Here is a 22,405-nt window from a genome sequence, read left to right as displayed (position 1 = left end):
GCTCAGCGCGCCGGCGTCACCCGCCACACGGTATCGCCGACGTCGTCGGCCACCAGCAACGCGCCCTGCTTGTCCACGGCGACGCCGACTGGACGCCCCTGCGCCCGGCCTTTCGCGTCGAGGAAACCGGTGAGCACGTCTTCCATCGGACCGTTCGGCTTGCCGTCCGCGAACGGCACGAACACGACTTTGTAGCCGCTCGGCGTCTTCCGGTTCCACGAGCCGTGCTGGCCGACGAAGGCGCCGTTCGCGTAGCGCGCGGGGAAGAGTTTTTCGGTGTAGAAAACCAAACCGAGCGAAGCGGTGTGCGAACCGAGCGCGTAATCGGGCTTGATCGCCTTGGCGACGAGATCCGGCCGCGGCGGTTGCGCGCGCGCATCGACGTGCTGGCCGTAATAGCTGTAGGGCCAGCCGTAAAAACCGCCGTCGCGCACCGAAGTCATGTAGTCGGGCACCAGATCGTCGCCCAGTTCGTCGCGTTCGTTGACCGCGGTCCACAACGCGCCGCTCTGCGGTTGCCAGGCCAGGCCGTTCGGATTGCGCAAGCCGGAAGCGAAGACGCGGCGCGCGCCGGTTTTCGGATCCACTCGCAAGATCGCGGCGCGGTCGGCTTCCGCGTCCATGCCGTTCTCGCCGACGTTGCTGTTGGAGCCGACGGTGACGTAGAGCTCGCCGCCGTCGCCGCTCGCAATCACGTTCTTGGTCCAATGATGGTTGATCGGTCCGCCCGGGAGGTCCGCGACTTTCGTCGGCGATGCGGCGATCGTGGTTTCGCCCGCGCGATACGGGAATTTCACCAACGCATCGGCATTGGCCACGTACAACGCATCGTCGACCAGGGCCATGCCGAACGGCGAATTCAAGTTCTGCAGGAAGACCGTGCGTCGTTCCGCGACGCCGTCGCCGTCGCTATCGCGCAGCAGGGTGATTCGGTTCGCGCTGGGCACGCCGGCGCCGGCGCTCTTCATCAGCGACTTCATCACCTTGCCCTTCAGGCCTTTGTTGTCGCCGGGCTTGGGCGGCGCGTTGCTCTCCGCGACGAGCACGTCGCCGTTGGGCAGCACGTACAGCCAGCGCGGGTGCGACAGGCCGCGCGCGAAGGCTTCGACGCGCAATCCCTCGGCGGCCGTCGGCTTCGCGTTCTCGGACCAGCCGATCGCCTTGGCGGTGTTGACGGTCGGGATCAGCCGTTTCTTTTCCGGCTCCGGCAGCACCGGGTCCGGACCGCTGCCGGCGGCGATGCCCGGATCGGTCTGCTGCGCGTGTTGGGCGCAGGCGTCCAGCGTCGCCAACGTCAGCAGCGCCAATCCGCAGCCCGTGAGCAGGCGATGTGAAGTGCGTGTCATGACGCGTCCTCCGCGATCCACCGGATCGCGCCACCCTGCGCCCGGTGCCGTGATCGCGACGCGATTTCGGCCTCACGCGGCCGCTGCGGGACCGCGGATAAGTTGCCGATTCCTCCCGAAAAGAGCCGGCCCATGCCCGAAGGCCCGTCGATCGTGATTCTGCGCGAACAAGCCGCGCCGTTCAGCGGCCGCAAGGTCTTGCGCGTCAGCGGCAACAGCAAACTGGACCTGTCGAGGATGCAGGGCCGCCGCGTGCTCGAATTCCGCAGCTGGGGCAAGCATTTCCTGATCGCGTTCGACGGCTTCGCGATGCGCGTGCACTTCATGCTGTTCGGCAGCTATCGCATCGACGATCCGAAGGACACGCCGCCGCGCATGCGTTTGGATTTCGGCAAGGCCGGCGCGATCGATTTCTACGCCTGTTCGCTGAAATACATCGAAGGCGATCTGGATGCGGCTTACGACTGGAGCGCGGACGTGATGTCCGACGCCTGGGACCCGAAGGCCGCGCGCCGCAAGCTGGCGCGCATGCCCGATGCGATGGTGTGCGACGCGCTATTGGATCAGGACGTGTTCGCCGGAGTCGGCAACATCATCAAGAACGAGGTGCTGTTCCGGATCCTCGTGCAGCCGGAGAGCGAAGTCGGCGCGCTGCCGCCGCGCAAGCTGGGCGCGATGATCGAGCAGGCACGCGAATACAGCTTCGATTTCCTGGCTTGGAAAAAAGCCTTCGTGCTGCGCCAGCATTACCAGGTGCATACGCGGACCCAGTGTCCGCGCTGCGGGCGCCGGCTGCAGTACCGGGCCAAGCTCGGTACCCGCCAGCGCCGCGCTTTCTTCTGCGGCCATTGCCAACGTCTGTATCGCTGACAGCGGCCGCAGCGATCAACGGCAGCGGAAGTAGCTCTGCGCGCCGCTGGCGGCGTAGGGACGTTCGGTGCTGCCGTAGCCGCTGCTGCTGCCGTAGCCGATTCCGAAATCGCGCTCGCGGCGGACGGGGCGGACCTGGGGCGCGGCGGCGCGCTGCAGGGCGGCGCGGGCCGGCTGGGCGGACGGGGTACGGGTGCTGCGGACGGCGTTCATGGCGACCTCTGTTTTGGTGTATTGGTAGACTACAACACCAAAACGATTCCACCATGGGCCGGAAGTCACCCCTCTGAAGTCATGGACTTAGGCCGGGTTCCGGGTGGCGGCGGCGTGGCGCAGGGCCTTCTCGAACACCTCGGGCGCCTGTCCGCCCTGAACCAGCAAGCGGCCGTCCAGGATCACCGAGGGCACGGCGCGGATGCCCTTCGCCGTCTGGGTTTCCTCCAGGCCCCGCACTTCCTTGCCGTAGCGGCCGCTGGTCAGGACCTCGCGGGCCTGCGCTCCGTCCAAGCCGGCTTGTTCGGCGACTTCGGCCAATACCTCGTGCGAGGAGACGTCGCGGCCTTCGGTGAAATAAGCGCGCAGCAGCGCCCGCTTCAGCGCCAATTGCGAAGCGGGATTTTGTTGTCCGGCCCAATACAACAGGCGGTGCGCGTCGAAGGTGTTGTAGATCTTGCGCCTGCGGCCCATGTCGAACTCGAAGCCCAGTTGCGCGCCGCGCTGCCGGATCGATTCGCCGTTGCTCACTGCTTGCTCGGCGCTGATGCCGTATTTGCCGGTGAGATGCACGATCGCGTCCTCGCCCTCCGGCGGCATCTGCGGATTCAGCTCGAAGGGCTGGAAACGCAGCGCGACTTCGATCTCGCCGTCGACCTTGTCTATCGCGCGCTGCAGCGATTGCAATCCGATCGCGCACCATGGGCAGGAAACGTCGGAGATGAAATCGATGCGCAGCGGCGCTGCGTTGGGCTGGGCGGACATGGCGGGACTCGAGGGTGGAATGCGGATGAAATGCGGCCGCCGCCGCCGCGATCAAGGCCGGTCAGCGGCCCGCGCTGCGGAACAACGTCGGCCAATCGCCGGGGTCCGCACCGCTGCAACGGCCCAGATAAGCATAACTGGCCAGGCGGAATTCGCGGCCGTCGAAGCGCCAACTCGCCGCTTCGCCGCAGTCGCCCAGGCCACGGCCCTTGGCTGCGTGGGACAAGGTGGCGCTGGCGGGGTCGTAGTCCGCATTGGTGAAATAATCGATGCGGCCATCGTTGTCACCGGTCCGGATCGGCGCCTGCAGGACCAAGCGCCGAGCGGGGCCGCGGCCGGCGCGGTCGATCCGGAACCCCAGGCTCGCGCTCTGATAAGCGCCGTTGAAGCAATTCAGCAGGACCAACGCCTCGTCGCCGCTCAAAGCGTAGGCCGAATCGGGAGAGAGGTCGGGATTCGAGGTGTCGCACTCTTCGCCGGCGATCAGTTTCGACTGCTGGCGACGGACGGCGGCGATCAACGACGTCGCCTGCGCCCGCGACAACGCCGCGCTTTTCGGCGGCGGCGGCAGCGCAGGCAAGGCGCCGGCCGCCGGAACGGCCGACGCCGGCTTGGCGCCGCGCCGCAGCCACGCGGTTTCGTTGCCGATGCGGCCTTGGGTTTCGTCGACCAGCAATAATGCGGCGCTGAAGCCGGAGAGCGACAAGTTCGCGCTGTCCTGGCCGCGGCCGATCGTAATCGCGCCCGCGTTGCGCGCGAGGTCGACGAATTTGGCGATCGCGTTCGGATCCTGCAATTCCAACGCACCGCCGTTCGCGTCGCCCGCATCGCGCCACGGCAGCGCCGACACCGTCGAGGTCTTGCCGTCCACGCGCAAATCTCGGGCCGCGAAACGCCGCGCGGCGCTGAGCCGCAACGTCGCTTTGCCGGACGGTCCCGCATCGCGATGCAAATCCAGCAGCAAGGGATTGCCGCCGTCTTCCTGCGCCAAGCCCAGCGCTCGGCAAGCGCCGCCGTTGTCGCAAGCGACGACGAAATCCTTGATTTCGCGGTAGAGAGGCTGAGCGGCCATCGCGGGCCAGGCCAGGACGAAAGCGATCGGAATGAGGAGGCGGCGCATGGCGGAAGCATAGCGCCATCGGCCGCCGGCATCGGCCCTTTTGCCGATGGCGTGCGAAAGTCGAATCATCGGCTTCGCTGACCCGCACTGTGACCGCCGTTGCTAAAGAACGATCGGCCGGCCGAAAACCATGAGGGTGCGTGCCGCTTCCTCACGTTTAGGGGCGAAGGAGCTGTACGGTTTGAACTCGACGCAGTACAACCGGTGGCCCGCGCTTGAAGCGCCGTGTCGGTCTACTGACGCGCACCGCTCCAGCATGATCGGACAACCCCCGGCATGCCGGGGGTTGTTTTCATCGGATCGCCGCGCTACTTCTTCCCGCCCATCGTCGCCTTGTGGCCGGCTTCCATCTCGGCGGCGGTGACATAGCCGTCCATGTCGCCGTCCATCTTGCCGAACATCGACTTCGAACCGGCTTCGTGTTCGGTCGCCGAGATCTTGCCGTCGCCGTCGCGATCGACCGCCTTGATTTTGTCGGCGGAGGACATCGGGCTGTCGGTCGCTTGCCCGTCCTTCTTCATCGCCGCATGGCTGGCGTCCATTTCGGCGGCGGTGACGTAGCCGTCCTTGTCGGCATCCATGCGTTCGAACATCGCTTTGGCCGCTACGGCATGCTCGGCGGCGGACACTTTGCCGTCGCCGTCGGTATCCATCTTGCCGGCCATGCGGTCGGCCGCTTGCGCCCCGAGCGGCAGCGAAAGACCGGCGATCGACAGCAGCATGGAAAACGCGAGATGCGTGCGGGTGTACGTATTCATACGGAACTCCAGTGATTCGGCGGTACCCCGAAACCTGCTCGCCGCCGCGTCACGGACGCGTCAACCGGAAAAATGCGGCGTGCTCGGATGCTAAGGGACGGCACGAACCGTCCGTCGACCGGGCTCAGCCGCCGTATCGGCGGCAACGATTCTTCGCCGCATGCTGCGGCGCGTCAGCGTATTGCGCCGAATGGACCGTGCGGCGATAAGAAAACCTGGCTCCGCATAGCATGCCGCTCGCACGTTGCGCGCGACCGTCCGTCCGCGGCGATAAATAATGCTTGCAATGCGCAAAACATCTGGTAATTTGCGCGGCCTCCGCCCTGGTGGCGAACGAAACGCCAGAATTTCGATATGAAACCCGTCTTCCACATCGCAGCCGAACCCTGCACGTCGCGAGAAAACCGCGACGCGGGCTATCGCGCGCCGCGACTGCGGCACGGCCTGGCCCTATTCGACTGATTTCCTTCTCTGGAGATCGGTCGCCCCGATCTCCGAGGAACGCGAACGCCCTCGGACCGACTCCGGGGGCGTTTTCTTTTGCGCGTTCGCAATGGAGACATTACGCGAGTCCCTTCGCAAGGGCCCGCACATCCGTGTGCGGACTTTTCAACAATTTTTTACGCAAACGAAACCGCATCCTGGCATCCGGGCATGGAAAGCCCGAGAACAAGGATGTTCCGCTGCGAGGCGCTTTAGCGCTGTGCCCTGATGCCGGGCACGGGCGGCGGGCGGGCGCGGCTTGCGCAACGGATTGGCGTTTTCCGACGCCAATACGGAACATCGATCGAACGGTTTCCAGCGGTACGGGTTCCCAAGCCCGTCCGGTGCGCGCGGCGCTGCCGTGGCGTATGCCAGAAACCGGGAGAAGGTGTTTCGCGAGGACGGTAGCTCAGTCGGGTGAGAGCAGCGGCGCAAGCCGCAGGCCGCCGGTTCGAATCCGGTTCGTCCACTACTGGATAGCTCAGTCGGTTAGAGCATCGGTCTTATAAACCGAGAGTCGCGGGTTCGATTCCCGCTCCAAACCCAGACTGTCAATCTGGAAACACGGGATGCAAATCCCACCCCAGGAAACGCCCCGTGCGGCGTTCCGCCAAACGATGCGCTTAGGCGCATCGCGCAACGGGATTCCGCAGCGGCGGTATCGCCGGGCCTTCGTCCTCGAAGCGCGCCGGCCGATCGTGGAAAGCGGATCGCAGCACATCGCGATTGCCGGAAAAGATCGGTCTCCGCACGGACAGCGCGATCGCTCCGCGGCATCGGCGTCAGGGGCGCTTCCACTATGCGTATCCCTCCGCAAAAGCCCGCACATCCCTGTGCGGACTTTCAAATAAGAGCGTGGCGAAGTCCGATCCGTCGCCTCGGCTCTCAAAAATTGGATCGGACCACCAGAGCCAACAAGGAGCAATGCCCATGTTCTGGACCAAAAGGGTCGTGATCGGCGACGGCGAGCGCGGCCTGGTGTATCGCAACCGTCAATTCGAGCAGGTGCTCGGCGCGGGCGTGTACCGCTTTTTCGATCCGCTGAACCGGATCGAAGTGCGCACGTTCAACATCGCCGCGCCGGAATACGCGGGCCACGACGTCGACGCGCTCATCGCGAGCCTGGGCGACGGGCTCGGCGATGTCTTCGTGCACGCCGACATCGGCGCCGACGAGGTCGGCCTGGTGCTGAAAAACGGCAAGCTCGAGGACGTGCTGGCTCCCGGCTCGCGCCGTCTGTACTGGCGCGGCCTGGTCCGCGTCGAAGTGCAGCGCGCGTCCTTGGCCGATGGCCTGGAGCTGCGCGCCGACGTCGCCGCGCGCCTGCGCCAACTCGGCTCGCTGTCCAAGGTGGCGATCGCCACCGAAGTGCCGGCCGAGTCGATGGGCCTGGTGTTCGTCGACGGCAAGCTGGCGCGCACCCTGGCGCCGGGCGCTTACGCCTTCTGGAATTTCCGGAAGAACGTGAGCGCCGAGGTGATCGAGTTGCGCGTGCAGTCGGTCGAGGTGTCGGGCCAGGAGCTGCTGACCCGCGACAAGGTCAGCTTGCGCGTCAACCTCGCCGCCAGCGTGCGCGTGACCGACCCGGTCGCCGCGCGCACCAAGGTGGCGAAGTTCGGCGACCACCTGTACCGCGAGCTGCAGTACGGCCTGCGCAAGGCGGTTTCCGCCAAGACGCTGGACGAACTGCTCGGCGACAAAGCCTCGCTCGACGCGGACATCTTCGCGTACGTGCGCGGCAAGGTGACCGAGTTCGGCCTCGAGGTGCTCGGCGTGGGCGTCAAGGACGTGATCCTGCCGGGCGAGATGAAGGAGATCCTCAACAGCGTGGTGCAGGCGGAGAAGGCGGCCCAAGCCAACGTGATCCGCCGTCGCGAGGAGGCGAACGCGACCCGTTCGCTGCTGAACACCGCCAAGCTGATCGAGGAGAGCCCCACCTTGATGCGCCTGAAGGAGCTCGAAGCCTTGGAGAAGGTCACCGAGAAGATCGACAAGCTCACCGTGTTCGGCGGCCTGGACGGCGTGCTGAAGCAGCTGGTGACGATGAAGCAGTAACGCCTGCGCGGTGGACGGAACCGCCGCGCGGGTTTTCAATGGAGCGACTTATGAGTACGAACTACGAATTCCTGCACGCCGAAGGCAGCGCCACCGCGATCAAGGGCTGGGTGCGCGGCGTGCCGCTCGAAGCGCAAGCCCACGCGCAGCTGCGCAACATCGCATCGGTCCCGTTCGTCGGGCCGTGGGTGGCGGTGATGCCGGACGTGCACCTGGGCAAGGGCGCGACCGTCGGTTCGGTGATCCCGACCCGCGGCGCGATCATCCCCGCGGCCGTCGGCGTCGACATCGGCTGCGGCATGGCCGCGGTGCGGACCACGCTGCGCGCGAGCGATTTGCCGGACGACTTGGCGCAATTGCGTTCGAGCATCGAGCGCAGCGTGCCGGTCGGCAACGGTCCGGGCGGCGAGCACCGCAAGCTGCCGGACAGCCACGAAACGCGCTTGGCGCAATCGGGGTTGATGGCGGGCTTAGAGGCGATCAAGGCCAAGCACCGCAAGATCCGCACCGACAAGATCGACCGCCAGATCGGCACGCTGGGCGGCGGCAACCACTTCATCGAGATCTGCCTGGACGAGGCCGACGCGGTGTGGGTGATGCTGCACAGCGGTTCGCGCGGCACCGGCAACCTGATCGGCACCTACTTCATCGAGCGCGCGCGCGAGCAGTTGGCGCATCGCGTGCTGGGCTTCCATTTGCCGGACAAGGACCTGGCCTTCTTCATGGAAGGCGAGCCTTTGTTCGACGATTACGTGGAAGCGGTGTCGTGGGCGCAGGACTACGCGCGCCAGAACCGCGAAGCGATGATGGCGCGGGTGCTGCACGAGATGCGCCACCGCCTGCCGAAGTTCCAGTTGGAAAAGATGGCGGTCAACTGCCACCACAACTACGTGCAGAAGGAAACGCACGGCGGCGTGGAACTGCTGGTCACCCGCAAGGGCGCGGTCAGCGCGCGCGAGGGCGAACTGGGCATCATCCCGGGCAGCATGGGCACGCGCAGCTACATCGTGCGCGGCAAGGGCAACGCGGACAGCTTCCACAGCTGCAGCCACGGCGCCGGCCGCGTGATGAGCCGTACCCAGGCGCGCAAGTCGATCACGCTGAAGCAGCACCGCGAAGCCACGGCCCACGTCGAATGCCGCAAGGACGCGGATGTCATCGACGAGTCGCCGGCGGCCTACAAGTCGATCGACGCGGTGATGGCCGCGCAGAGCGACTTGGTGGAAGTAGTGCATACCCTGCGCCAGGTGCTGTGCGTGAAGGGTTGAAACCTTGGCCGCTCCTCGGAGCGGCCTTTTTTTCGTTTCGGCGCCTGGATATTGAACGCGAGCCAACGGTGGCGGCGTTCCCTATCCTTCGATGCTTGCGCGCGGCGTCGGCAGGTCCAAAATCGGTATCGTCCCTCACCGGGAGCATCGCGATGAATACGGCTTATCGGGCTGCGGCCCTCTTCCTAGGCTTGCTGGCGGCGACGTCTGTTGTCGCCAAAACCGGGGACGTCACCGATCCGAAAGCGCCGCGCAACCTGCCGGCCGAAGGCGCGGTCGCGGTGAGCTGGACCGATCCGGCGCAATTCTCGGATCTGCGCCAAAGCGGCAACCGTTGGGAAGCCAAGCGCGGCGACTGGGTCCAGCAGCTGGCCCAATACCTGCGCAAACGCGCCGTGCAGCGGCTGCCGTCTGGCGAACGGCTCGACGTCACCATCACCGACATCCGCCGCGCCGGCCAGTACGAGCCCTGGCGCGGGGCCAACTTCGGCTCGACCCGGATCGTGCGCGACATCTATCCGCCGCGGATCGAATTGAACTTCACCCTCAGCGGGGCGAACGGAACGGTGTTTTCGCAAGGCGCGCGCAAGCTGACCGATCTGGACTTCATGCGCAACGCTTCGGCGGTGGGCAGCAGCGACCCGCTGCGCTACGAGAAGCGGCTGATCGACGAGTGGCTGGCCAAGGAATTCAAGCGGCCGAAGGCCTGACGCGCGCGGCGCAAGAATCGGATATCGCGCAGCGGCGAGCCGCGCGACGATTCGCCCAGTCTTCAAAAGGCAGGCGAATCATGTACGCGTTCCGCATCGTATCGATACTAGCCTTGGCGGGCGCGGCGTTCGCCGCGCGCGCCGACTGCGATCTCAGGTTCGCTCCGCCCGAAGTGAGAGCTGCGGCGAACGCCGCGCCCGGACGGCAAAAGAAAATCCTCCCCGACCCTCCTTTTTCAAAGGAGGGAGAACAACAAGCGCGTTCTATCTTCGAAAACGATGCCGACAAGCGATCGCGCACTTCAACACGGCTTCCACCATTGCACCGACCGCTCGAAATAGCCGATCAAGGTCCGTAGCGGCCGCGCGCGGTCGTAGGGTTCGCCGGTCATGACCAGCCGGTCGACGGCGGCATGGAGGGCGTTGAAGAAAATGGTCGCGGTCATGCGCGGATCGTTGGCCACCCACACGCGCGCGGCGACGCCGCCTTCCAGCAGTTCGGTCAGTTGATCGATCGCGCCATTGTCCTGATGCGCCTGGCGGTCGTGCGGCAGGCCGTGGAACACCACGTCGTGCAAGGCGACATGGTCCAGATAGCCGTTGAAGCCCGTCGCGACCCAAGCGCGCAGGCGCCCGGTCCAGTCGTCGGGGCGGCAGCGATCCATCGCTTCGCGCAACTGGGTGCAGAACGAGGCGACGAAACGTTCGCGCAAAGCGCCCAGCAGGGCGGCCTTGTCGCGGAAATGCCTCGCCAAGACGCGGTCGCTCAGGCCGGCCTCCGCGGCGATGTCGCCGACATCCACGGCGTCCACGCCGCGCGCCACGAACATCCGCGCGGCGACATCCAGCAAATCGTCTCTGTCGAACGCGGGCACGCGCCGACCGGACGGCAGGTAAGAAGGTTCATGCACGGGAATCGGCATCGCTCACCCCGGAGAACGCTGGTGCCGGATAGACCGGCTTCTTAATGAGAACGGTTCTCATCTTAGCAGACCGGCTTTCGCTCCGCCAGCGACGGGTTTAGAGAGACGCGGGCACGGCTTCGGCCGCTTCGGCTTGCCGCTCTTGCTGCTGCAGCCGCCACATCTGCGCGTAATGCCCGTTCAGCGCCAGCAATTGCGCATGTGCGCCGCGCTCGACGATGCGGCCGGCGTCCATCACCAGGATTTCGTCGGCGTCCATCACCGTCGACAAGCGATGGGCGATGACCAGGGTCGTGCGGCCGACCGCGATGCGATCCAGCTCCGCCTGGATCGCCTTCTCCGATTTCGAATCCAGCGCCGAAGTCGCTTCGTCGAAGATCAGGATCGCCGGGTCCTTCAGCAAGGCGCGCGCGATCGCCACCCGCTGCTTCTCGCCGCCGGACAGTTTCAGGCCGCGCTCGCCCACTTCCGATTCGTAGCCGTCCGGCAGCGAGACGATCAGATCGTGGATGTGCGCGGCGCGCGCGGCGCGCTCGACTTCTTCGCGGCCGGCCGCAGGCCGGCCGTACAGGATGTTGTAGTAGATGGTGTCGTTGAACAGCACCGTGTCCTGCGGCACGATCGCGATCGCGCCGCGCACGCTGGCCTGGGTGTAGTCGCGCACGTCGCGCAGCGCGCCTTCGTCGTCGGCGATCGCGATCCGCCCGGCGTCGACGTCGTAGAAGCGGTACAGCAGCCGCGCCAGCGTGGATTTGCCGGAACCCGAATGGCCGACCACCGCGACGGTGCCGCCGGGCGGGATTTCGAAGCTGACGTCCTGCAGGATCTCGCGCCGCGGGTCGTAGCCGAAGCGCACGTTCTCGAACGCCACCCGCGGCCGCGACACGCGCAGCGGCACGGCGCCGGCGCGGTCCTGCACGTCCTGGCGCTCGTCGAGCAGGCCGAACAGGCGTTCCAGGTTGGTGAACGCCTGCTTCACTTCGCGGTACATCATGCCGAGCATGTTCAGAGGCGCGGACAACTGCAGCAGATAGGCGTTGACCAGGACCAGGTCGCCGATGGTCATCGTTCCGGCGACCACGCCGGCGGCGGCGCGCCACATCATCGCGGTCACGCCGATCGCCACGATCGCGGTCTGGCCCAAGTTCAGCACCGCCAGCGTCTTGCGGCTTTTGACCTGCGCGTTCTCCAGCCGCACCAGGTTGTCGTCGTAGCGGCGCGCTTCGTGTTCTTCGTTGCCGAAGTACTTGACCGTTTCGTAATTGAGCAGCGAATCCACCGCGCGCTCGTTGGCGCGGGTGTCGGCTTCCACCGCGGCGCGGTAGTAGCGCGTGCGCCATTCGGTGACCGAGAAGGTGAAGACAATGTACGCGGCCAACGTGACCAGGGTGATCCCGGCGAAGCCCCAGTCGTACAGCCACACCAATACGCCGGTGACCAGCAGCACTTCGAAGGCGGTCGGCAGGATCGTGTACAGCGTCCAGTCGAGCAGATCGGAAATGGCCGCGCCGCCGCGTTCGACGTCGCGCGCCACGCCGCCGGTGCGGCGCGCCAGATGGAAGCGCAGCGATAGCGCATGCAAATGACGGAATACCTGCAGAGTTACGCGCCGCGACACCCGCGCCATCACCCGCGCGAACACCACTTGGCGCAATTCGGTGAACAAGGTCACCGACAGGCGCGAAGCGCCGTAGGCGACCAGCAACGCCACGGGCAACACCAGCAGCGTCGGCGCGACGTCCAAGCCGTCGACCAGTTTCTTCAGCACCATCGGCACGGTCAGGTTGGCCAGCTTGCCGGCGACCACCAGCGCCAGCGCCAACGCGATCCGGCCGCTGTACGGCTTCAGAAAGGGCATCAGGTCGCGGATCACCTGCCCTTCGCCGCGCGCGGTGGCGGCCTTGGCGACGGGGCCGGCGCCGATCTGGGGGTCGTGTTCGGGTTCGGCGGGCGCGGCGGGCTGATTCATGCCGCCAACATGGTGCCGCCGGGCGTTCGGCGCAAGCATCCCGCATCGGAAATATCCGCCCAAAATGGAAAGGGCCGCGGTTGCGGCCCTTTCCGTGCGTCGCGCTGGCGATGGAACGGTCAATCCTTTTCCTTGCCGATCACCTTGCCGGTCTTCGGATCGATCTTCAGCTCCACGTCCTTGCCGGCCGGATCGTCGCCTTCGGCGTTCCAGATGCCGTCCTCGTAATCCACGTCGTGGATGTTGGTGTAGCCAGCGGCGGCCAGCGCGGCCTTCACATCGGCTTCGGTCATGTTGGCGACTTGTTCGTCCGGATAGATCTCGCCGGTCTTGGGATCGATGCGCACATCGATGCGGTTGCCGTCGGCGCTGCGCGCATCCGCTTTCCAGACGCCGTCGGCGAACTTAACGTCGTTGATCTTGGTGTAGCCCTGTTCGGTCAGCTTGGCGCGCACTTTCGCTTCGGTCATCGAGTCCTGCGCCCAGGCCGCGCCGGAAGCGCACAGCAGCGCCAGCACGAATACGGCGGACTTCTTCATGGAAACCTCCTTCGCTTGCGGGTGGCGCGAGTTTTGGACGGCGGCGGACAACATCGCGTGAACTCCGCGCCTCCGTTCAGCTCGCATCCGCGCGTCGTGAGATAGCGGCGGCGAACGCGCTCGTGCAGGGTCCTTTCGTTCATGTTCCGCCGCAATGCCGCTATGCTGGCGCCATGCGCGATCTCCGCCGAAAACCGTGACCGTTTACGTCGACGATGCCGTCACCTTGTGGCGCGACCGGCGCTGGGCGCACTTGATGGCCGATACCTTGGACGAACTGCATGCGTTCGCCGCGCGCTTGGGACTGCCGCGGCGCGCGTTCCAGGACAAGACCAGCGGCGCGCATTACGACGTCGACGAGGCATTGCGCGAGCAGGCCTTGCGCCTCGGCGCGGTGGCGATTTCCCGGCATCGCGATCGCGAGCTCGTGCGCGCGGTCATCCGCAATGCGAAGGCGCAAGGCCGCGGCGAGCGGCCGTAGTTTTTTGTGGGCTCAAGCCTCGGCCGGCACGCGGCGCCGCCACTGCCATTTCAGGTTCACGCCCAGCGTGCCGAGCACGATCAACGCTACGCCCGCCATCTGCACCGGCGCCAGCGCATGCCCATACAGCACGAAGTCCAGCGCCAAGGTCACCGCCGGATAGACGAAGGCCAGCACCGCGATCGTCGCTACCGGCAATTTCGGATAGGCCGAATAGAACAGCACGTAACAGATGCCGCTATGGATCAGGCCCAATCCCGCCAACCAGATCCAATGCCCGCCGAAACCCGCGACCGCGACGTAGTCCGCGAACGGCGCCAGCATCGCCACGCCGACCAGGCATTGGATCAGCACCACCGCGAACGGCCGTTCGCGGCTGATTCGCCGCGACAACAGCAACGAAGCGCCGCACAACACCGCGGCGACGAAGGTCAGGCCGACCCCGAACAGATAGGACTTATCGGCGCTCGCGAATAATTTGCCCGGATCGGCCGACAGCACCACGCCGCCGAAAGCGAGAAGGCTCCAGGCCCAATCCGCCGGCCGCGTGCGTTCGCCGTAGAACAAGGCCGCCATCGCCAGCATCGCGAACGGAAAGAAGTGGTAGACCATCGTCGCCACGCCGATCGACGAGCGGGCCATGCCGGCGAACAGCGCCACCCAGTTCAGCACCAGCAGCACGCCGCTGAAGATCGCAGCCTTGATCAGCGCGGTCTCGGCCAGCAGCCCGCGGAAATAACCGCGCGCCGCGCCCCAGCCGAGCAGGAACAGACTGCCGAACACGCAGCGGAAGAACACCGTGGTCACCGGATCCTGCCCGCCCTCGTGGGCGAACACGCCGACCGAGCCGATCAGCAGCTCGGCGACCAGCAGCTGCAACAGCGCGCTGCGCGATTCTTTAGCGGTGGCGATCGGGGTCATGGCGGCGGCCGCAACATCGGGAGGCTCAGGCTAAGCCCGCCGGTCGCACCGGTACAGATTCAGTTATGATCGAAATCGACCGGTACAGATGCCATGGCCCAGGAACCGCTCTACGAACGTTTGGCGCAACGGCTGCGCGGCCAAATCCAGCGCGGCGTGCTGCGTGCGGGCGAACGCTTGCCTTCGCTGCGCCGGCTAGGCCGCGACCAGCGGATCAGCCTGGCCACCGCGATCGAAGCTTATTTGCAGTTGGAACGCGAAGGCCTGATCGAAGCGCGGCCGCGTTCGGGCTACTACGTCCGCGCCGCATCGCTGCCGGCGCCGCGCGCCGCTGCCGCGCATCGCGCCGCGCGCGCGCCGCAGCCGATCCGCAACCCCGCCCTGCTCGGCGTGCTGGACGTACTGGGCCGCACAGACGTGGTGCCGCTGCACGCGGCCACGCCGGCGCTGCCGCTGCTGCCCACCGCCGCCTTGTCCGGCGCTGTATCGCGCGCGCTTCGGCGCGATCCGGCCGCCGCGCTCAACTATGCGATCCCGCAAGGGTTGCCCGCCTTGCGCCAGCGCATCGCGCAGCGTTACGCGCAATGCGGCGCGGACGTGGATCCGGACGAGATCGTGATCACCGCCGGCGCGATGGAAGCGATCAGCCTGGCGCTGCGCACGGTCGCGCGCGCCGGCGACGTGGTGATGCTGGAAACGCCGACGTACTACGGCCTGCTGCAAGCCGTGGCCGCGCAAGGCCTGCGCGTGATCGAAGTGCCGAACCGGCCCGGCTCGGGCATCGACGCCGCCCGCGCCGCCGAACTGCTCGAACGCCACGCCGTGCGCGCGGCGGTGCTGATGCCCAATTTCAACAATCCGCTCGGCAGCCTGACCGGCGACGACGACAAGCGCGCGCTGCTCGCGGCCTGCGCCGCGCACGGCACGGTCGCGATCGAGGACGATCTGTACGGCGAACTCGCCTATTCCGGCATTCGCCCCGCGCCGCTGCGCGCTTTCGACCGCGATGGCGCGACGATCACCTGCGGTTCCTATTCGAAGATGCTCTCGCCGGGCCTGCGCGTGGGCTGGGCCTTGGGCGGGCGCTGGTCGTCCGCGCTGCTGCGCGCGAAGTGCTTTTCGACGGTCGCCACCGCGACGCTGCCGCAGCAGGCGATCGTCGAATATCTGGCCCGCCACGACTTCGACCGCGGCCTGCGCCGCTTGCGCCGCGCGCTGGCGGACAACGCGCAACGCTACCGGCAAGCGATCGCCGAACATTGGCCGTCGGGCACGCGCGTCGCCGAACCCGCCGGCGGCATGGCCTTATGGGTCGAATTGCCGGACGGCGCCGACGGCCAAGCCTTGTTCGAAGCCGCCTTGGCGAAAGGCATCGGCATCCTGCCCGGCCATCTATTCTCCAACCGCGGCGATTACCGGCGCCACGTGCGCTTGAGCTGCGGATTGGCCTGGGACGCGCGCACCGAAGCGGCGTTGCGCACCGTCGGCCGGTTGGCCTCGCGGCTCTTGTAGGCTTCGTTTTTCGTAGGAGCGGCTTTAGCCGCGAGCTTTTGCCTTCAAATCGCGACATTGCAGCGATTTGGAAGAAAGAGCTCGCGGCTAAAGCCGCTCCTACGAAAAGCCATCGCTTTCGGCCACGACCACGAAGACGAAAGCCCGGTATTCTTGCGCGATGCAACCCCGCACCGTCGCCGCCACCCGCTACGTCACGCCGCTGCGCGAAGGCGGTTCGATGCCGGCCGTGGTCGAAGCCGACGACGAGGGCCTGTACGTGCTGAAGTTCCGCGGCGCGGGACAGGGCGCACGCGCGCTGGTCGCCGAATGGGTGGCGGGCGAGATCGGGCGCGCGCTCGGCTTGCCGGTGCCGGAGATCGTCTTCATCGATCTCGACCCGGAACTCGCGCGCACCGAACCGGATCCGGAAATCCAGGACCTGATCCGCGCCAGCGCCGGACTCAATCTCGCGCTCGACTACTTGCCCGGCGCGGTCGCTTTCGATCCCGTGGCGGAGAAACCCGACGCGGACCTGGCTTCGCGAGTCGTCTGGTTCGACGCCTTCGTCAGCAACGTCGACCGCACGCCGCGCAACACCAACCTGCTGATCTGGCATCGCAAGCTGGCGTTGATCGACCACGGCGCGGCGCTGTATTTCCATCACGGCTGGGACGGCGGCGCCGCGAACGCGGGCAATGCGTTTCCGCTGATCAAAGACCACGTGCTGCTGCCGTGGGCGACGCGGATCGCGGAGAACGATGCGGCGCTCGCGGCGAAGCTGGACGAAACCAAGCTCGCGGCGATCATCGCGAGCCTGCCCGACCTCTGGCTGCAAGGTCCGGACGCGTTCGCCGATCCGGCCGCGCAGCGCGCGGCCTACCTCGGCTATCTGACCAAGCGGCTCGCCGAACGCGAACGCTTCGTCGAGGAGGCGATCCGTGCGCGCGCATGACGCTTACGACTATGCGGTGATCCGGGTGGTGCCGCGGGTGGAGCGCGAGGAATTCGTCAACGTCGGCGTGATCCTGTCGTGCGAAGCGAGCCGGTATCTGGAGGCTCGGATCGAGCTCGACGAAACGCGGCTGCTGGCGCTGGATCCGCATCTGGACATGGAAGCCTTGCGCCGGCATCTGGATTCGATCCCCGCGATCTGCAAAGGCGGCGCCGAAGCCGGGCCGATCGGCCTGCTGCCGCCGCGCGCGCGCTTCCACTGGCTCACCGCCAAGCGCAGCGCGATCATCCAGACCTCGCCCGTGCACATGGGCAAATGCGCCGACATGGACGCGACCATGGAGCACCTGCTGGAACGGATGGTGCGGGTGCGCCCGGCGCCTTGAATTCGGCGCCGCAGACCGTATTTCAGCGGTACGCCGCCAGGAGAACGACATGACCGCCTTCGACCTGACCCCGCCGTCCGACGCGCAGCGCCGCGAATTGACCGCGGCGCTCAGCGACGAAGAACGCCACGTGCTGCTGGCGCACGGCACCGAGGCGCCGTTCTGCGGCGTGTTCCTCGACAACAAACGCGAAGGCGTCTACACCTGCCGCTTCTGCGGCCTGCCGCTGTTCCGTTCCAGCGCGAAGTTCGATTCGGGCACCGGCTGGCCGAGCTTCTTCGAGCCGTACGACGCAAGCCACATCCGCGAGATCCGCGACACCAGCTACGGCATGGTCCGCACCGAGATCGTTTGCGCGCGCTGCGGCAGCCATCTGGGCCACGTGTTCCCGGACGGCCCGCCGCCGACCGGCGAGCGGCATTGCTTGAATTCGGTGTCGCTGGGCTTCACCGGGCAAGGCGAAGCCTTGCCCGATCCATTGCACCGCGGCGGCGTCGAGGCCGGCGCCGCCTAGCCCTGCTCACTGCAGGAGCGGCTTTAGCCGCGAGCTTTTCCAATCAGGTCGCAGCGACTTGCAGGAAAGAGATCGCGGCTAAAGCCGCTCCTACAAAAGCGGGATGCATCGGAACCCGGGGTCTGCGAAAATCGCCGCCGAACCGCAAGGAGCCCCACCCATGTCCGACGCCCCGCCCGATCGCCTGTCCACCGACGAACGCAGCAAGTTCCACGACGCGGCCGCGCTCGAACGCGGCGTCGGCGTGCGCTTCAACGGCGTGGAGAAGACCAACGTCGAGGAGTACTGCATCAGCGAAGGCTGGGTGCGCTTGCCGGTCGGCAAGACCTTGGACCGGCGCGGCAATCCGATGACGCTCAAAGTGAAAGGCGTGGTCGAGGCGTATTTCCGCGACGCGGACTGACGCTTCGCTTTCGCAAATAAAAAGGCCGGCTGACGCCGGCCTTTTTCGTTATCCGCCGATCCGCTGGCGCGGATCGCGCGAACCTTTGCCGATTACTGCACGCGGGCAGTGGCGCCGGCGCGCACCGAAATCTTCTTCGGCTGGGCTTCGCTGCCGTCGGCGCGCTTGACGGTGACGACGTAGTCGCCCGGCGGGATGCTGCGCAGGTTGTAGCGGCCGTCGCGATCGATGGCGACGTCGCGGTGGAACCCGGTGCCTTCGCCGACGACGACGACGGTGTCGCCCTTGGCGGCGTCGCCGATGATGTTGCCCGACGACTTCTGCGCCTGCGCGCTGGCGGCGGCGAAGCCCAGGACGACGATCAGCGCGCACGCGGTTTTCTTGAGAGTGTTGGTTGCGGAAATCATGTTGGCCGGACCTGAAAAAAGTGGGGAATGACGCCGTTTCCCGTCCTTTGTCGCCGGCCGGGATTGCGCCGCGGCAATTCTAAGCGGCGCCTTCTCGCGCTCGCCCGTGTCGAAGGTCATCGGTGGCGATTGCAACCTTTCGTCCCCACGCGGCATCCATCAGCCGCGGTTCAGCGTCGTCCGCAGCACCGTCAACGTGGTGACGTCGTCGACGCCTTTGAGCATGGCGATGGTTTCGCGCAGGTCGGCCAATTGTCCTGGCGTATCGGCGCGCACCAGCACGACCAGATCGATCTCGCCGGCCACGCTGTACACCTGCTGCACTTGCGGCAAGGCCGTCAACGACGGCATGACGTCGTCGCAGCTGAAACCGTCGGCGTAGCGCAGCAATAGCCAGGCCTGCAGTGGATCGCCGCCGCTGCCCAGGCGCACGGTGTACTGCTCGATAACGCCTGCGGCTTCCAACCGCTGCAAACGCTCCTGCACCGAGCTGCGCGACAGGCCCACGGCCTTGGCCAAGGCGACGGCGGACAGGCGCGCGTTGTCTTGCAGCAGCGCGATCAGCTTGCGGTCGATCTCGTCCAAAGTCTTCATGCGCCCTCCGGCGCCGGCCGATTGCCGGCGCGGACCGGCATTTTGCCGGGTTGCGACCGGCGCATGCGAGCGGCCAGAGTGGAACTCTCCGTCGCACACGCTTCCGCCATGACCGACCATCCCGGTTTCGCCGCGCTGCCGTCCCCGCCCTACTACGCCGTCATCTTCTCCTCGCAACGCAGCGCTGAGGACGAAACCGGATACCACGCCACCGCCGAACGCATGCTGGAATTGGTCCAGGAACAACCCGGGTTCCTCGGATCCGAATCGACGCGCGGCGCCGATGGCTTCGGCATCACCGTGGCCTATTTCGAAAGCGAAGCCGCGATCGCGGCCTGGCGCAACCACGCCGAGCATACGGCGGCGCGCAGGGACGGCCATCGCTTGTGGTATCGGCATTTCGAACTGCGCATCGCGAAAGTCGAACGCGCTTACGGCGGCGTGCGGCGCGAAGCGGCGCCGGAGGCGTCGCCATGAAACCGTTGGAGGCGAACGCCGTGCTGATCCCGATCGACGTGCAGCGCGGCTTCGACTATCCGCCTTGGGGCCGGCGCGACAATCCGGCGATGGAAGCGCACGGCCTGCGCTTGCTGGCCGCGTGGCGCGAAACGCGGCGGCCGTTGATCCACGTGCGCCACGATTCGGTGATGGCGGAGTCTTCGCTGCGGCCCGGCCATCCCGGCAATGCGTTCCGGGAAGGGTTCGATCCGCAGAACGGCGAACCGGTCGTTTCCAAATCGGTCAACGCCGCTTTCATCGGCACGGACTTGGATCTGCGTTTGCGGCGGATCGGCGCGACCAGCGTGGTGCTGTTCGGCATCAGCACCGACATGTGCGTCTCCACCACGGCGCGGGTGGCGAGCAATCTGGGCTATCGCACGATCGTGGTCGGCGACGCCTGCGCTTGCTTCGATCTGACCGGTACCGATGGCCATGTCATTCCCGCCGAGGACATCGCCCGCGCCCATCTGGCCACCTTGCGCGCCGAGTTCGCGGAAGTGGTCGGCACCGACGCGCTGATCGCGACCATGAAGGCCTGAAGGCGGCCCATCGGCGGGACAATCCGCGGAGAGGCGGACCGAGGCGATGAACGGCACGGGCCGTTCGGCGCGCCCGGCACTTGACCGCGCCGCCGCCGCACCGTACTTGTGTGCGCCTCACGGAGAGACGCCATGCAATTCCTAGCCTTGATCTACAACGACGAAGCCTTGCTCGAAGCCCTGCCCGAAGGCGAGGCCGACGACATGATGCGACACTGTTTCGCTCACGCCGACGAACTGCGCGCCAAGGGCCGCCTGCTCGAATCGCAACAACTGGAGCCGTCCAAGGCCGCCAAGACCGTGCGCATCCGCAATGGCCGTACCACGGTGGTCGACGGCCCGTTCGCGGAGACCAAGGAGATCCTCGGCGGCTTCAATCTGATCGAAGCGGCGAACATGCAGGAAGCGATCGAAATCGCCTCGAAATTCCCCTGGGCGCAGACCGGTTGCGTCGAAGTGCGGGCGGTGAAGGATTTGAATGCGGTGCGGCGCGACGTCGGCGCCGCGTAAGCTTTGACTCTTCTCCTGCGCGGCGGGGCGAGGAGGTGCGCTTGCGAGCCGCAGGCTCGCGCACCGACGAGCGCCCTCGCGTAAGCGAGGGCCGGGCGCGAAGCGAGGTGGCGCGCAGCGCCGGATGAGGGTAAGCGCGCCTTAAGGAGAGCCTGAGCAAGTTTCGCTGGGCACCGTTTGCCCTCCCCAACCCTCTCCCGCAAGCGGGAGAGGGCTGCGCATGCTGCGACGATTTCGGCTCTGAATGCATCCTCTCGATGACAGTCCGCACCTGCGGACAAAATCGGGGATCGCGGTGCGCGCGTTTTCACTTCTGCTGATATGCATCCTCTTTGGCCCCGCGCCGGCGCAAGCGGCCGAGCGCGAAACCTGGCTCGTCGTCGTCGACTTGTGGGGCAATCCGGTCTACCAAACGCTCGAAATGTCCGCCAGCGGCGGCGAGTTGAGCGGCGATCTGGACGGCGGCGCGATACGCGGCCGTCGCGAAGGCGACCGCATCCGCTTCGTCGCCACCGATTCGAACGGTGCGACCGCGAGTTACGACGGGCGCATCGGCAGCACCGATATCGCCGGCCGGGCCGATCTGCCCGATCCCAACGACGCCAAAGCGCGCGCGGCGCACGATTTCGCCGCGCGCCGCATCGAAGCGCGCCCGCCCGGCCCGCCGCGGCGCCACGACTATCGGCCCGATTCGTATTCGAACGAATTCTCGCCGCATCGCAAGCCGGTGCTGACCATCTGGCCGAAAGACACGGTGCATACCAGCACGCTCGATTCGGGCGGCGTCGACGAACATGGCAAGACGCGGGCCCTGTTCGGCAATCCGCAGACCGGGCCGTTCTTCGTCGTCGGCGCGCGACCGGGCGATACGCTGGCGATCCACATGGACAAATTGCGCTTGAACCGCGATTACGCCGACAGCCTGGACAGCATCGTCGGCCGCGCGCTCGGCACGGGTATGGCGGCGCAAGCCAAGGATCTGGGCCGACCGGTGCGCTGGACACTGGATCGCGAACGCGGCATGGCCTATCCGGAGAAAGCGAACGGCCTGAAAGATTTCAGCGTGCCGCTGCGGCCGATGCTGGGCGGCCTGGCGGTCGCGCCCGGCTTCGGCTCGGCGCCGATCTCCACCGGCGATACCGGCCGCTTCGGCGGCAATATGGATTTCAACGAAGTCGCCGAAGGCCGCACGATCTATCTGCCGGTGATGCAGCCCGGCGCTTTGTTGTATCTGGGCGACGCGCACGCGGCGCAGGGCGACGGCGAGACTTCGCAATACGCGCTGGAAACATCGATGGACGTGGAATTCACCGTCGACGTGCTGCCGGGCAAATCGATCTCGACGCCGCGGGTGGAATCGCCGACCCAATTGATGGCCCTGGGCCAGGCCGGCTCGCTCGACGAAGCCTTGCGCGCGGCGACGGCGGGCCTGACCCAATGGCTGCAGCAGGATTACGGCCTCAGCCTGTCCGAATGCGCGCAGGTGCTGGGGTCGGCGGTGGAATATCGGGTCGCCAATCTGGCCGGACGCAGCGTCGGCCTGGCGGCGATGCTGGATAAAAGCCGGTTGGCGGGGTTGAAGAAGAAGGCGGACGCGGCGAAGTCGGGATAGGCCGGCGCCTGCTTGTGGGAGCGGCTTCAGCCGCGAGCTTTTTGTTTGCGTTTCGCAATGGTCGGATGGAAAG

25 protein-coding genes and 2 tRNA genes are annotated in these 22,405 nt (G+C 66.5%); 16 read left to right on the top strand and 11 right to left on the bottom strand.

All coding sequences use genetic code 11. The features are described from left to right. Positions 1 to 2: 2 nt before the first annotated feature. Positions 3 to 1,346, bottom strand: coding sequence for a PQQ-dependent sugar dehydrogenase (locus FCE95_RS15130; protein WP_137267880.1), 1,344 nt, complete (start codon positions 1,344 to 1,346; stop codon positions 3 to 5). 132 nt (positions 1,347 to 1,478) lie between these two features. Between FCE95_RS15130 and FCE95_RS15125 the strand changes: the two genes are divergently transcribed. Continuing rightward, on the top strand, positions 1,479 to 2,216 hold the full coding sequence (locus tag FCE95_RS15125) for a DNA-formamidopyrimidine glycosylase family protein (RefSeq protein WP_137267879.1): 738 nt from the start codon (positions 1,479 to 1,481) through the stop codon (positions 2,214 to 2,216). A 15-nt stretch (positions 2,217 to 2,231) separates the two neighbouring features. Here the strand turns inward: FCE95_RS15125 and FCE95_RS15120 are convergent, their stop codons facing one another. From FCE95_RS15120 to FCE95_RS15105, 4 genes are all read right to left on the bottom strand, one after another. After that, positions 2,232 to 2,429: a hypothetical protein gene (locus FCE95_RS15120; protein WP_137267878.1), complete on the bottom strand. Its 198-nt coding sequence runs from the start codon at positions 2,427 to 2,429 to the stop codon at positions 2,232 to 2,234. A gap of 87 nt (positions 2,430 to 2,516) precedes the next feature. Next, on the bottom strand, positions 2,517 to 3,194 hold the full coding sequence (locus FCE95_RS15115) for a DsbA family oxidoreductase (protein ID WP_137267877.1): 678 nt from the start codon (positions 3,192 to 3,194) through the stop codon (positions 2,517 to 2,519). Positions 3,195 to 3,255: 61 nt separating this feature from the next. Next, positions 3,256 to 4,314, bottom strand: a complete 1,059-nt coding sequence (locus tag FCE95_RS15110; RefSeq protein ID WP_189644793.1) for a DUF1176 domain-containing protein — start codon at positions 4,312 to 4,314, stop codon at positions 3,256 to 3,258. Positions 4,315 to 4,622: 308 nt separating this feature from the next. After that, a complete protein-coding gene (locus tag FCE95_RS15105; protein ID WP_137267875.1) occupies positions 4,623 to 5,072 on the bottom strand; it encodes an EF-hand domain-containing protein in 450 nt (149 codons plus the stop codon). An 881-nt stretch (positions 5,073 to 5,953) separates the two neighbouring features. Between FCE95_RS15105 and FCE95_RS15100 the strand changes: the two genes are divergently transcribed. The 5 genes from FCE95_RS15100 to FCE95_RS15080 all read left to right on the top strand — a co-directional run bounded on the left by FCE95_RS15100 (position 5,954) and on the right by FCE95_RS15080 (position 9,588). Then, a tRNA-OTHER gene (locus FCE95_RS15100) sits at positions 5,954 to 6,025 on the top strand. A gap of 4 nt (positions 6,026 to 6,029) precedes the next feature. Beyond that, positions 6,030 to 6,095 (top strand) — tRNA-Ile (locus FCE95_RS15095). A gap of 390 nt (positions 6,096 to 6,485) precedes the next feature. Next, positions 6,486 to 7,610 carry a slipin family protein gene (locus tag FCE95_RS15090; RefSeq protein ID WP_137267874.1) on the top strand — a complete coding sequence of 375 codons (1,125 nt, stop codon included), beginning with the start codon at positions 6,486 to 6,488 and terminating at the stop codon, positions 7,608 to 7,610. A 50-nt stretch (positions 7,611 to 7,660) separates the two neighbouring features. Next, the gene (locus FCE95_RS15085) at positions 7,661 to 8,878 is read left to right on the top strand and encodes an RtcB family protein (protein WP_137267873.1); all 1,218 of its coding nucleotides are present in this window, start codon (positions 7,661 to 7,663) and stop codon (positions 8,876 to 8,878) included. A gap of 146 nt (positions 8,879 to 9,024) precedes the next feature. After that, positions 9,025 to 9,588, top strand: a complete 564-nt coding sequence (locus FCE95_RS15080) for a DUF3016 domain-containing protein (RefSeq protein ID WP_189644823.1) — start codon at positions 9,025 to 9,027, stop codon at positions 9,586 to 9,588. 302 nt (positions 9,589 to 9,890) lie between these two features. Here FCE95_RS15080 and FCE95_RS15075 read toward each other — a convergent pair whose 3' ends face one another. The 3 genes from FCE95_RS15075 to FCE95_RS15065 form a co-directional block, all read right to left on the bottom strand. Then, on the bottom strand, positions 9,891 to 10,463 hold the full coding sequence (locus tag FCE95_RS15075; protein WP_189644792.1) for a TetR/AcrR family transcriptional regulator: 573 nt from the start codon (positions 10,461 to 10,463) through the stop codon (positions 9,891 to 9,893). Between the two features lie 145 nt (positions 10,464 to 10,608). Beyond that, complete coding sequence (locus tag FCE95_RS15070; protein WP_137267870.1) at positions 10,609 to 12,480, bottom strand: ABCB family ABC transporter ATP-binding protein/permease; 1,872 nt, start codon at positions 12,478 to 12,480, stop codon at positions 10,609 to 10,611. Positions 12,481 to 12,599: 119 nt separating this feature from the next. Beyond that, on the bottom strand, positions 12,600 to 13,019 hold the full coding sequence (locus FCE95_RS15065) for a PepSY domain-containing protein (RefSeq protein WP_137267869.1): 420 nt from the start codon (positions 13,017 to 13,019) through the stop codon (positions 12,600 to 12,602). A 196-nt stretch (positions 13,020 to 13,215) separates the two neighbouring features. Between FCE95_RS15065 and FCE95_RS15060 the strand changes: the two genes are divergently transcribed. Then, positions 13,216 to 13,500, top strand: coding sequence for a DUF4031 domain-containing protein (locus tag FCE95_RS15060; protein WP_137267868.1), 285 nt, complete (start codon positions 13,216 to 13,218; stop codon positions 13,498 to 13,500). Between the two features lie 12 nt (positions 13,501 to 13,512). Here FCE95_RS15060 and FCE95_RS15055 read toward each other — a convergent pair whose 3' ends face one another. After that, the gene (locus FCE95_RS15055; RefSeq protein ID WP_137267867.1) at positions 13,513 to 14,421 is read right to left on the bottom strand and encodes a DMT family transporter; all 909 of its coding nucleotides are present in this window, start codon (positions 14,419 to 14,421) and stop codon (positions 13,513 to 13,515) included. Positions 14,422 to 14,514: 93 nt separating this feature from the next. Between FCE95_RS15055 and FCE95_RS15050 the strand changes: the two genes are divergently transcribed. From FCE95_RS15050 to FCE95_RS15030, 5 genes are all read left to right on the top strand, one after another. Next, complete coding sequence (locus tag FCE95_RS15050) at positions 14,515 to 15,933, top strand: aminotransferase-like domain-containing protein (protein ID WP_137267866.1); 1,419 nt, start codon at positions 14,515 to 14,517, stop codon at positions 15,931 to 15,933. A 160-nt stretch (positions 15,934 to 16,093) separates the two neighbouring features. Beyond that, a complete protein-coding gene (locus tag FCE95_RS15045; RefSeq protein ID WP_137267865.1) occupies positions 16,094 to 16,867 on the top strand; it encodes a HipA family kinase in 774 nt (257 codons plus the stop codon). Beyond that, the gene (locus FCE95_RS15040) at positions 16,854 to 17,252 is read left to right on the top strand and encodes a DUF3037 domain-containing protein (protein ID WP_137267864.1); all 399 of its coding nucleotides are present in this window, start codon (positions 16,854 to 16,856) and stop codon (positions 17,250 to 17,252) included. The genes FCE95_RS15045 and FCE95_RS15040 overlap by 14 nt, the downstream gene beginning before the upstream one ends. A gap of 49 nt (positions 17,253 to 17,301) precedes the next feature. Next, on the top strand, positions 17,302 to 17,766 hold the full coding sequence (msrB, locus tag FCE95_RS15035) for a peptide-methionine (R)-S-oxide reductase MsrB (protein ID WP_137267863.1): 465 nt from the start codon (positions 17,302 to 17,304) through the stop codon (positions 17,764 to 17,766). Between the two features lie 160 nt (positions 17,767 to 17,926). After that, positions 17,927 to 18,169 (top strand): DUF3297 family protein, encoded by a 243-nt coding sequence (locus FCE95_RS15030; protein WP_137267862.1) that lies wholly within the window; start codon positions 17,927 to 17,929, stop codon positions 18,167 to 18,169. Between the two features lie 92 nt (positions 18,170 to 18,261). Here FCE95_RS15030 and FCE95_RS15025 read toward each other — a convergent pair whose 3' ends face one another. Continuing rightward, the gene (locus FCE95_RS15025; RefSeq protein ID WP_189644791.1) at positions 18,262 to 18,696 is read right to left on the bottom strand and encodes a carboxypeptidase-like regulatory domain-containing protein; all 435 of its coding nucleotides are present in this window, start codon (positions 18,694 to 18,696) and stop codon (positions 18,262 to 18,264) included. 39 nt (positions 18,697 to 18,735) lie between these two features. Beyond that, complete coding sequence (locus tag FCE95_RS15020) at positions 18,736 to 19,170, bottom strand: Lrp/AsnC family transcriptional regulator (RefSeq protein WP_189644790.1); 435 nt, start codon at positions 19,168 to 19,170, stop codon at positions 18,736 to 18,738. Between the two features lie 108 nt (positions 19,171 to 19,278). Between FCE95_RS15020 and FCE95_RS15015 the strand changes: the two genes are divergently transcribed. The 4 genes from FCE95_RS15015 (at position 19,279) to FCE95_RS15000 (ending at position 22,332) form a co-directional block, all read left to right on the top strand. After that, positions 19,279 to 19,647 (top strand): antibiotic biosynthesis monooxygenase family protein, encoded by a 369-nt coding sequence (locus FCE95_RS15015; protein ID WP_137267859.1) that lies wholly within the window; start codon positions 19,279 to 19,281, stop codon positions 19,645 to 19,647. Further along, entirely contained in the window at positions 19,644 to 20,210 is a 567-nt protein-coding gene (locus FCE95_RS15010) for a cysteine hydrolase family protein (protein ID WP_137267858.1), read from the top strand. The genes FCE95_RS15015 and FCE95_RS15010 overlap by 4 nt, the downstream gene beginning before the upstream one ends. Positions 20,211 to 20,342: 132 nt before the next feature. Then, positions 20,343 to 20,720, top strand: a complete 378-nt coding sequence (locus FCE95_RS15005; RefSeq protein WP_137267857.1) for a YciI family protein — start codon at positions 20,343 to 20,345, stop codon at positions 20,718 to 20,720. Between the two features lie 244 nt (positions 20,721 to 20,964). Then, positions 20,965 to 22,332 carry an acetamidase/formamidase family protein gene (locus FCE95_RS15000; protein ID WP_137267856.1) on the top strand — a complete coding sequence of 456 codons (1,368 nt, stop codon included), beginning with the start codon at positions 20,965 to 20,967 and terminating at the stop codon, positions 22,330 to 22,332. Positions 22,333 to 22,405 lie beyond the last annotated feature (73 nt).

This window comes from Luteimonas gilva, assembly GCF_005239095.1.
Taxonomy (GTDB): domain Bacteria; phylum Pseudomonadota; class Gammaproteobacteria; order Xanthomonadales; family Xanthomonadaceae; genus Luteimonas_C; species Luteimonas_C gilva.
The sequence above is the reverse complement of the archived record's forward strand: the minus strand, read 5'-3'. Positions and strand labels throughout refer to the sequence as shown.